General features: G+C 66.7%; 7 protein-coding genes. All 7 read left to right on the forward strand.

Annotated elements, in window-relative coordinates; translation table 11 throughout:
* The first annotated feature begins 333 nt into the window (after positions 1–333).
* Positions 334–1,758, forward strand: a complete 1,425-nt coding sequence (gene ngcE, locus AB0399_RS33340; protein WP_329363853.1) for an N-acetylglucosamine/diacetylchitobiose ABC transporter substrate-binding protein — start codon at positions 334–336, stop codon at positions 1,756–1,758.
* A gap of 42 nt (positions 1,759–1,800) precedes the next feature.
* A complete protein-coding gene (locus AB0399_RS33345; protein ID WP_329363852.1) occupies positions 1,801–2,730 on the forward strand; it encodes a sugar ABC transporter permease in 930 nt (309 codons plus the stop codon).
* A 10-nt stretch (positions 2,731–2,740) separates the two neighbouring features.
* Positions 2,741–3,676: a carbohydrate ABC transporter permease gene (locus AB0399_RS33350; RefSeq protein ID WP_328470437.1), complete on the forward strand. Its 936-nt coding sequence runs from the start codon at positions 2,741–2,743 to the stop codon at positions 3,674–3,676.
* 262 nt (positions 3,677–3,938) lie between these two features.
* Positions 3,939–5,141: an ROK family transcriptional regulator gene (locus AB0399_RS33355; RefSeq protein ID WP_328470439.1), complete on the forward strand. Its 1,203-nt coding sequence runs from the start codon at positions 3,939–3,941 to the stop codon at positions 5,139–5,141.
* 138 nt (positions 5,142–5,279) lie between these two features.
* Entirely contained in the window at positions 5,280–6,365 is a 1,086-nt protein-coding gene (locus tag AB0399_RS33360) for a substrate-binding domain-containing protein (RefSeq protein ID WP_329363851.1), read from the forward strand.
* A 215-nt stretch (positions 6,366–6,580) separates the two neighbouring features.
* On the forward strand, positions 6,581–7,369 hold the full coding sequence (locus AB0399_RS33365) for an ATP-binding cassette domain-containing protein (protein ID WP_328470442.1): 789 nt from the start codon (positions 6,581–6,583) through the stop codon (positions 7,367–7,369).
* A gap of 44 nt (positions 7,370–7,413) precedes the next feature.
* The gene (locus tag AB0399_RS33370; RefSeq protein WP_329373819.1) at positions 7,414–8,667 is read left to right on the forward strand and encodes a sugar ABC transporter permease; all 1,254 of its coding nucleotides are present in this window, start codon (positions 7,414–7,416) and stop codon (positions 8,665–8,667) included.
* Positions 8,668–8,723 lie beyond the last annotated feature (56 nt).

An 8,723-nucleotide genomic window follows, 5' to 3' on the forward strand; every position in this document is an offset into this window, starting at 1 on the left:
GAGAGCCGTTGGGAACTGAATACAACACGGGTCCGAGCTTTCGGCTGGGCGAACATCCCACGTTTCGGACAGGTCTCAACTCGGGAAAGCTTGGTGGCCAAACTCTCATTCGATCTTGCCCTGCCCGAGTCAAGTGGACTATACCTGTCGGCGTCCGGGAACCCGCTGAGTGCGGGGGCGCGCGGGGGGTGCTGACAGGGTGGCCAACACGGCCGTCGGCTATCGTTCCTCGCCTCACTGGATGCAGTGCATCACTCACGCTTCAACTGTTCGCGGTCGTCGGCGGATTCCGCTGCACCGCATGAGTCCTGGAAGAAGGCTGAGGACTTGAGCATGGGCTCCGAGATCAACCGCCGCGATGCCATCAAGCGGGCCGTCGCCATCGGCGTGGTGGCCGTCCCGTCCGCCTCGCTGCTGTCGGCCTGCGCCTCCAGCGGAGGCGGCAGCGACAAGCCGAAGGCGGACCCCACCGGTGCGAAGACGGCGAACAACCCGCTCGGCGTGAAGAAGGGAACGCCGCTGGAGGCGTTCATCTTCAAGGGCGGCTTCGGCGACTCGTACGTCAAGGCCGCGGAGACGGTCTACAACTCCGAGTACGGCATCAAGGTCAAGCACACCGGCACGCAGGGCCTGGGCCCGAAGCTCCAGCCGCGCTTCGCCAGCAACACCCCGCCGGACATCATGGACAACTCCGGCGCCGACAACCTCGACACCGCGGCCCTGGCCAAGGAGAGCAAGCTCCAGGACCTCACCCCGCTGCTGGACGCCCCCACCATCGACGACCCGAGCAAGAAGGTCCGCGACGTCCTGATCGCCGGCACCGTCGAGCAGGGCCAGTTCGGCACCCAGGCGATGTACGCGTTCAACTACGCGTTCACCGTCTACGGCGGCTGGTACTCCAACAAGCTCTTCCAGGACAAGGGCTGGGAGTACCCGCAGACCTTCGACCAGGCGCTGGCCCTGGGCGCCAAGGCGAAGAAGGAGAACATCTCCCTCTTCACCTACCCGGGCAAGTACCCGTACTACGTCCACTTCGACCTGCTCGCCCAGATCGGCAAGATCGGCGGCAAGGACGTCCTCAACGCCATCGACGACCTCGAGGACGGCGCCTGGCAGGTGGACGCCGTCAAGCAGGTCATCGGGTACTACGAGGAGGTCGCGGCGAAGAAGTACTTCATGCCCGGCTCCGAGGGCATGACCCACATCCAGATGCAGACCGCCTGGACCAAGGGCAAGGCCGCCATAGTGGCGGACGGCTCGTGGGTGGAGAACGAGGCCGCCCCGACCATGCCGAAGGACTTCGACCTGGCCGTCGGCGCGCTGGTCGGCTCGGGCACGTCCGACAAGCTGCCGTTCGGCACCGTCTACGCCGCGGCCGGCGAGCCGTACATCGTCGCCGCCAACGGCAAGAACCCGGTCGGCGGCATGGAACTGCTGCGGATCATGATCAGCAAGAAGCAGACCGACAACTTCACCAACACCACGAAGTCGCTGACCTGCATCACCGGCGCCTCGGAGGGCCTGACCCTGACCCCGGGCCTGGCCTCCGCCTCCAAGGCGCTGACGGCCGCCGGGCCGAACGTGCTCAACTCGCGGCTCCAGGACTGGTACGTCAAGCTCAACCAGGAGACCCTGGGCAACCTGACGCTCCAGCTGCTGACCGGCAAGATCAATGCCAAGAAGTGGATCGAAGGCGCGCAGAAGGCCGCGGACGCCACCAAGGCCGACTCGTCCGTGCCCAAGTTCAAGCACGTGTGACCCGAACATTCCCTGACGGCTGAGACGAGAGCGACCGGCACTATGCGACACGGCAAGTACCGGTTCATCATCGGGTTTCTGGCAATTCCTGTGGCGTTGTACGCGGTCCTTGTGATCTCGCCCTTCGTCCAGGACTTCCAGATCTCGTTGACGGACTGGAGCGGGTTGACCCCCGAGAAGCACTACATCGGGCTGGACAACTACCAGAAGATCATCCACAACAACCTCTTCTGGAAGGCACTGTGGCACAACGTCCTGATGCTGCTGATCGTGCCGATCGTGACGCTCGCGCTGGGACTCTTCTTCGCCTTCATGCTCAATGTCGGCGGCCGGCGGCGCAAGAACAGCGCGTCGGTCGTCGGCGTTCGGGGCGCGGGTTTCTACAAGATCGTCTACTTCTTCCCGCAGGTGCTGTCGGTCACGGTGATCGCGGTGCTGTGGGAGCAGATCTACAACCCCGACCCGGACAACGGCCTGCTCAACTCGCTGCTGGGCGACGTGGGCCTCACCTCGCTCCAGCAGTCCTGGCTGGGCGACCCGAACATCGCGCTCGCCTGCATCATGGCGGTGATGGTCTGGGCGAACGTCGGCTTCTACGTGGTGCTCTTCTCCGCCGGCATGGCCTCGATCCCCGGTGAGATCTACGAGGCGGCGCTGCTGGACGGCGCCAACCGCTATGTCACCTTCTTCCGGGTCACGCTGCCGCTGCTGCGCGACACGGTGGCCACCGGCTGGGTCTACATGGGCATCATCGCCATGGACGGCTTCGCCTTCGTCCAGCTGATGTCGGTCAACAACGGCGGGCCGAGCGAGACCACCGACGTGGTGCCGCTGCTGCTGTACAAGACGGCATTCCGCGACAACAGCCAGTACGGCATGGCGGCCGCGATGGGTGTCGCGATGCTGATCGTGACGCTGCTGTTCGCCGTCCTGACGCTGCGGCTGAACCGCCGCGAGCGCATCGAGTTCTAGGGGTGCCGCGATGACCACAGAGATTTTCGAAGACGCGCCCGGTCCGGCGGACAAGAACCCGAACCAGGTGATCCAGAAGCCCGCGCCCGACGCCGCGGCCAAACACCGCTGGCGCGGTGAGGGAGTGGTGCTGAACGTCTTCAGCCACGGCTTCCTCGCCGTGTGGGCGCTGATGGTGGCGGTACCGCTGCTATGGGCGCTGTGGAGCTCGTTCAAGACCTCGGGCGACATCCTCTCGCACCCCTGGTCGCTGCCGCTGCACCCGCACGTGGACAGCTGGTCGCGCGCCTGGACCAAGGCGCACATGAGCCGCTACTTCATCAACACGGTGATCGTGGTGGGCTTCTCGACCGTCGGCACCATGCTGTTCGGTTCGATGGCCGCTTATGTACTGGCCCGGTTCGAGTTCTTCGGCAACCGCTTCATCTACTTCCTGTTCGTCGGGGGCATGGCCTTCCCGGTCGTGATGGTGCTGGTGCCGCTGTTCTTCGTGACGAAGAACCTGGGCATCCTGAACACGCTGCCCGGCCTGATCCTGGTCTACATCGCCTACTCGCTGCCGTTCACCGTCTTCTTCATGACGTCGTTCTTCAGAACGCTGCCGACCTCGGTGGCGGAGGCGGCACTGGTCGACGGGGCGAGCCACACCCGCACGTTCTTCCAGATCATGGTGCCGATGGCCAAGCCGGGCATCATCAGCATCGGGATCTTCAACGTGCTCGGGCAGTGGAACCAGTATCTGCTGCCCCTGGTGCTCAACCAGGGCAACACCGACAAATGGGTGCTCACGCAGGGTCTGGCCGACCTGTCCGTGCAGCAGGGCTACCAGGGCGACTGGTCGGGTCTGTTCGCCGGCCTGTCGATCGCGATGCTGCCGGTGCTGGCGATCTACATCATCTTCCAGCGCCAGGTGCAGGCGGGCCTGACCGCGGGTGCCGTGAAATAGGCCCTCCGCCCGGCTCGGTACACCCCTTACGCTGTCCCCAGCGGCTCCGCGAGCATGCGGAGCCGCTGGTCGGCGTACGGGGCGGTTCGCGTAACGGTGTGGTTCTCCCCCTTGACGGGACATCACCCCTAACACTCAACTTAGAGTTCACATGTTGTAGACGACGGGGTCTCACTGGTGTGGCAGCTCTGACGCCGGTACCCGGGCCTCGTCCCGTGCGGGCAGCCGGAACCGCTCCGGCTGCCGGGCAGGAGTGGATGTCGTGGAGACACCGGGATCGCAGTCATCGCTGCACCGGGCCAACCTGGAGCGCGTGGTGCGGGCCGTCCGGCTGGCCGGCTCGCTCACCCAGGCGGAGATCGCGCGCACGACCGGTCTGTCGGCGGCGACGGTGTCCAACATCGTGCGCGAGTTGCGGGACAACGGGACGGTGCAGGTCACGCCGACCTCCTCGGGCGGTCGGCGGGCGCGCAGCGTGGCGCTGTCCGGGGACGCGGGCATCGTGGTCGGCGTCGACTTCGGCCACTCGCACCTGCGGGTCGCGGTCGGCAACCTCGCCCACCAGGTGCTCGCCGAGCAGTCCGAGCCGATCGACGTGGACGCCTCGGCGTCCCAGGGCTTCGACCGGGCCGAGCAGTTGGTGGCGCGGCTGGTGGAGTCCACCGGGATCGACCGGGACAAGGTGCTCGGGGTGGGCCTCGGCGTGCCCGGGCCGATCGACATGGAGACCGGCACGCTCGGGTCCACCGCGATCCTGCCCGGCTGGAGCGGCATCAACCCGCGGCAGGAGCTGACCGACCGGCTCGGCGTCCCGGTCCAGGTGGACAACGACGCCAACCTCGGCGCCCTGGGCGAGTTGGTGTGGGGCGGTGGTCGCGGGGTCAAGGACCTGGCGTACATCAAGGTGGCCAGCGGTGTCGGCGCCGGCCTGGTGGTGGACGGGCGGATCTACCGCGGTCCGGGCGGCACCGCCGGGGAGATCGGCCACATCACCCTCGACGAGTCCGGTCCGGTGTGCCGCTGCGGCAACCGCGGCTGCCTGGAGACCTTCACCGCGGCGCGCTACGTGCTGGAACTGCTGCGCGGCAGTCACGGGGAGAACCTCACCATTCCCAAAATGGTGCAATTGGGACGCGAGGGGGACCCGGGATGCCGCCGGGTGATCGGCGACGTCGGGCGGCACATCGGCATGGGCGTGGCGAGCCTGTGCAACCTCCTCAACCCCAGCAGGGTCGTGCTGGGCGGGGACCTGGCGGAGGCGGGGGAGCTGGTGCTCGGCCCGATCCGCGAGTCGGTGTCGCGGTACGCCATTCCGAGCGCCGCCCAGCGGCTGTCGGTGATGCCCGGCGCGCTCGGCGCGCGGGCCGAGGTTCTGGGTGCGCTTGCCCTGGTTCTGAGCGAGATGGGCGATTCCACGCTTCTCGACGGGAACACACCCGTTGATACACCCGCCTTTTCGGCATAACGGAGCGTTCACACAGCTAACGAAACGCGCCGTTGCCATCTCGTTAAGTGTTTACTTCTTGACGACACGTGTCAGCCGGAGTTGACTCACGACCACCTCGGCCGCAGTGTTGCGGCCCTGTCAGGGAGGCAACCTCAGATGAACGCAATGACGCGTCGGATCGTCATCGGCACGGCGGCTGTGTCGATGGCGCTCACCATGGCCGCGTGCGGCAAGGCGGGCGGCAGCAGCAAGGGCGGCGACGCCAAGTCGATCGGCATCCTCCTTCCGGACACCGTCACCGCGCGGTACGGCTCCTTCGACAAGCCGTTGATGGAGAAGAAGATCAAGGAGCTGTGCTCCGATTGTAAGGTCAGCTACGACAACGCCGCCGGTGACCCGTCGACGCAGGCGCAGCAGGTCAACACGATGATCACCAAGGGTGTCAAGGTGCTCATCCTCGACCCGCAGGACTCGGTGGCGATCCAGTCCTCGGTCGAGCAGGCGGTCAAGAAGGGCATCAAGGTCATCGCGTACGACCGCCTCGCCCAGGGCCCGATCTCCGCGTACGTCTCGTACGACAACGAGAAGATCGGCGAGCTGCAGGGCCAGGCGCTGCTGACCGCCATGGGCGCCAACGCCAAGCCGACCTCCAAGATCGTCATGATCAACGGCGACCCGTCCGACCCGAACGCCGCGATGTTCAAGGCCGGCGCGCACAAGGCGCTCGACGGCAAGGTCAACATCGCCTACGAGCAGACCGGTCTGTGGAAGGACACCGAGGCCAACAAGAAGATGACCGCGGCGATCACCTCGATCGGCGCGAAGAACATCGCGGGCGTCTACTCGGCCAACGACACGATGGCCGGCGGTATCGTCACCGCGCTCAAGGCCAACCACATCAACCCGCCGCTGACCGGCCAGGACGCCGAACTGACGGGCCTGCAGCGGATTCTGGTGGGTACCCAGACCTCCACCATCTACAAGCCCTACAAGCCTGAGGCCGACGCCACCGCCGAGATCGCGGTCGACATGATCACCGGCAAGGACTGGAAGTCGATCACCGACACCACCGCCAAGAGCGGGTCGGGCCAGACCATCCCGTCGCACCTGATCACGGCCACCTCGGTGACCAAGGCCAACATCAACAGCACGGTGGTGAAGGACGGTCTGTACAAGACCTCCGACCTGTGCTCTGCGGAGTTCGTCGCGGCCTGCAAGGCGGCCGGCATCACCGTGGGCTGACGGCACCGCCTCCCGTGAGCCTGTCCGGCGCCCCGCCCCACATCAACCACCCCGCTGCCGGGGCGGGGCGCCGGACGGAAACACTCGCGGGGTTCTTCCGCGGGGGCGGGGTTCCGCCTCTTCCCCGTTAACGTTGTCATCGTGTGCTTCGCGGCACACACACCGCGGCTGACGTTCCAGTACGCGGCATCCCCGCCGGTCAGGCGGCGAAGGAGATGGTTCACGTGTCCGCTACGCCCGTGTTGGCGTTGCGCGGAGTCTCCAAGCGATTCGGTGCGGTTCAGGCCCTCACCGATGTCGAGTTGGAGGTCCATGCCGGAGAAGTGGTCGCCCTGGTGGGCGACAACGGTGCCGGTAAATCCACTTTGGTCAAGACGATCGCCGGGGTCCACCCCATCGACGACGGTGTCATCGAGTGGGAGGGCAAGGGCGTCACCATCAACCGCCCGCACGATGCCCAGCAACTCGGTGTGGCCACCGTCTACCAGGACCTCGCGCTGTGCGACAACCTCGACGTTGTCGGCAACCTCTTCCTCGGTCGCGAGCTGCTGCGTTTCGGCAGCCTCGACGAGGTCACCATGGAGCAGCGCTCCCGCGAGCTGCTCAACACCCTCTCGATCCGCATCCCCAGCGTGCGCATCCCGATCGCCAGCCTCTCCGGCGGTCAGCGACAGGTCGTCGCGATCGCCCGCGCGCTGATCGGCGAGCCGAAGGTCGTCATCCTCGACGAACCGACCGCCGCCCTCGGTGTCGAACAGACCGCCCAGGTGCTCGACCTGGTCGAGCGGCTGCGCGAGCGCGGCCTCGGCGTCATTCTGATCAGCCACAACATGGCCGACGTGACCGCCGTGGCCGACACCGTGCACGTGCTCCGGCTCGGCCGGAACAACGGCTCGTTCCCGGTCAAGGGCACGACGAACGAACAGATCATCGCCGCGATCACCGGTGCCACGGACAACGCCGTGACCCGTCGGCAGACGCGCAACGCGGAGGCGGCCAAGTGAGCAGCGAAAAGACATCCGTTGACACCTCGAAGGGTGGCGCGCCCATCGACGAGGTGCCGCCGCCCGCCGTGGTGGCGGTCGATCCCCGGCTGCTCGTCCGTGAGCAGGGCTTCGCCGGCTACATCACCGAGTTCAAGCGCCGGGTCAAGGGCGGCGAGCTGGGCTCGATGCCCGTCATCGCGGCGCTGATCATCATCTTCGTCGTCTTCCAGCTCGCGAACAGCCGGTTCCTGAGCGCGGACAACCTCACCAACATCGGCTACTACCTGGCCGGTGCCGGGCTGCTCTCCATCGGCCTGGTGTTCGTGCTGCTGCTCGGTGAGATCGACCTGTCGGTCGCCTCGGTCAGCGGACTGTCCGCGGCGATCTTCGCCACGTTCACCACCACCCACGGCATGAACCTGTGGTTGGCGGCACTGCTGGTGGTCGTGATCGGCGTCCTCATCGGCGCCTTCCACGGGTTCTTCCTGGCCAAGATCGGTGTGCCGGCGTTCGTGGTCACCCTGGCCGGCTTCCTCGGCTGGAACGGCTTCATGCTGTGGCTGCTGCGCAAGACCGGCAGCATCTCGATCGCCGACAAGGGTCCGATCCACTACATGGACCAGACCTCGTTCTTCATGAACTCCAGCATCGCCGGCGCCTACATCCTGGCCACCATCGGTGTCGCGCTGTTCCTCGGCACCGCACTGGTCGACCAGGGCCGCCGCCGCAAGGCCGGCGTGCCCTACCGGGCCACCAGCGAGATCGTGCTGCGCACGGTGCTGCTGGCGATCGTCGCCTACGGTGTCGCGATCGTGCTGAACAACTCCCGCGGTGTGCCGAACGCCCTGGTGCTGTTCCTGGTCGTCCTGGTGATATCCGACTTCGTGGTCCGGCGCACCACCTTCGGCCGCAAGGTCTTCGCGCTCGGCGGCAGCCTCGAGGCGTCCCGCCGGGCCGGCATCAACGTGCCCGCGATCCAGATCGCGGTGTTCGCCATCGCCGGCGGCTTCGCCGCGCTGGGCGGCCTGTTCCTCGCCGGCCAGATCGAGACCGCGAACACCCAAGCCGGTACCGGCAACGTCCTGATGCTGGCGATCGCGGCCGCGGTCATCGGCGGCACCAGCCTCTTCGGCGGCCGGGGCAGCGTGTGGTCGGCCCTGATCGGTGGCCTGGTCATCGAGTCCATCCAGACGGGCCTCAACCTGCTGAACATGGACACCTCGATCCAGTACATGATCACGGCCGCGGTGCTGCTCGCCGCGGTGATCATCGACTCGGTGTCCCGCAGGACACAGCGGACGTCCGGCCGCGCCTAGCGACCGGCCGCACCCGCCACGAGGCACCCGCGCCGGGTGCGCCCGGACCACGGTCC

Origin of the sequence: Streptomyces sp. NPDC088194, assembly GCF_040702025.1 — a bacterium.
Lineage (GTDB): Bacteria > Actinomycetota > Actinomycetes > Streptomycetales > Streptomycetaceae > Actinacidiphila.

What these genes read in the sequence shown, in the direction of transcription:
- ngcE (WP_329363853.1), top strand. Translation starts at nt 334, where the DNA reads ATGGGCTCCGAGATCAACCGCCGCGATGCCATCAAGCGGGCCGTCGCC.
- AB0399_RS33345 (WP_329363852.1), top strand. Translation starts at nt 1,801, where the DNA reads ATGCGACACGGCAAGTACCGGTTCATCATCGGGTTTCTGGCAATTCCT.
- AB0399_RS33350 (WP_328470437.1), top strand. Translation starts at nt 2,741, where the DNA reads ATGACCACAGAGATTTTCGAAGACGCGCCCGGTCCGGCGGACAAGAAC.
- AB0399_RS33360 (WP_329363851.1), top strand. Translation starts at nt 5,280, where the DNA reads ATGAACGCAATGACGCGTCGGATCGTCATCGGCACGGCGGCTGTGTCG.
- AB0399_RS33365 (WP_328470442.1), top strand. Translation starts at nt 6,581, where the DNA reads ATGGTTCACGTGTCCGCTACGCCCGTGTTGGCGTTGCGCGGAGTCTCC.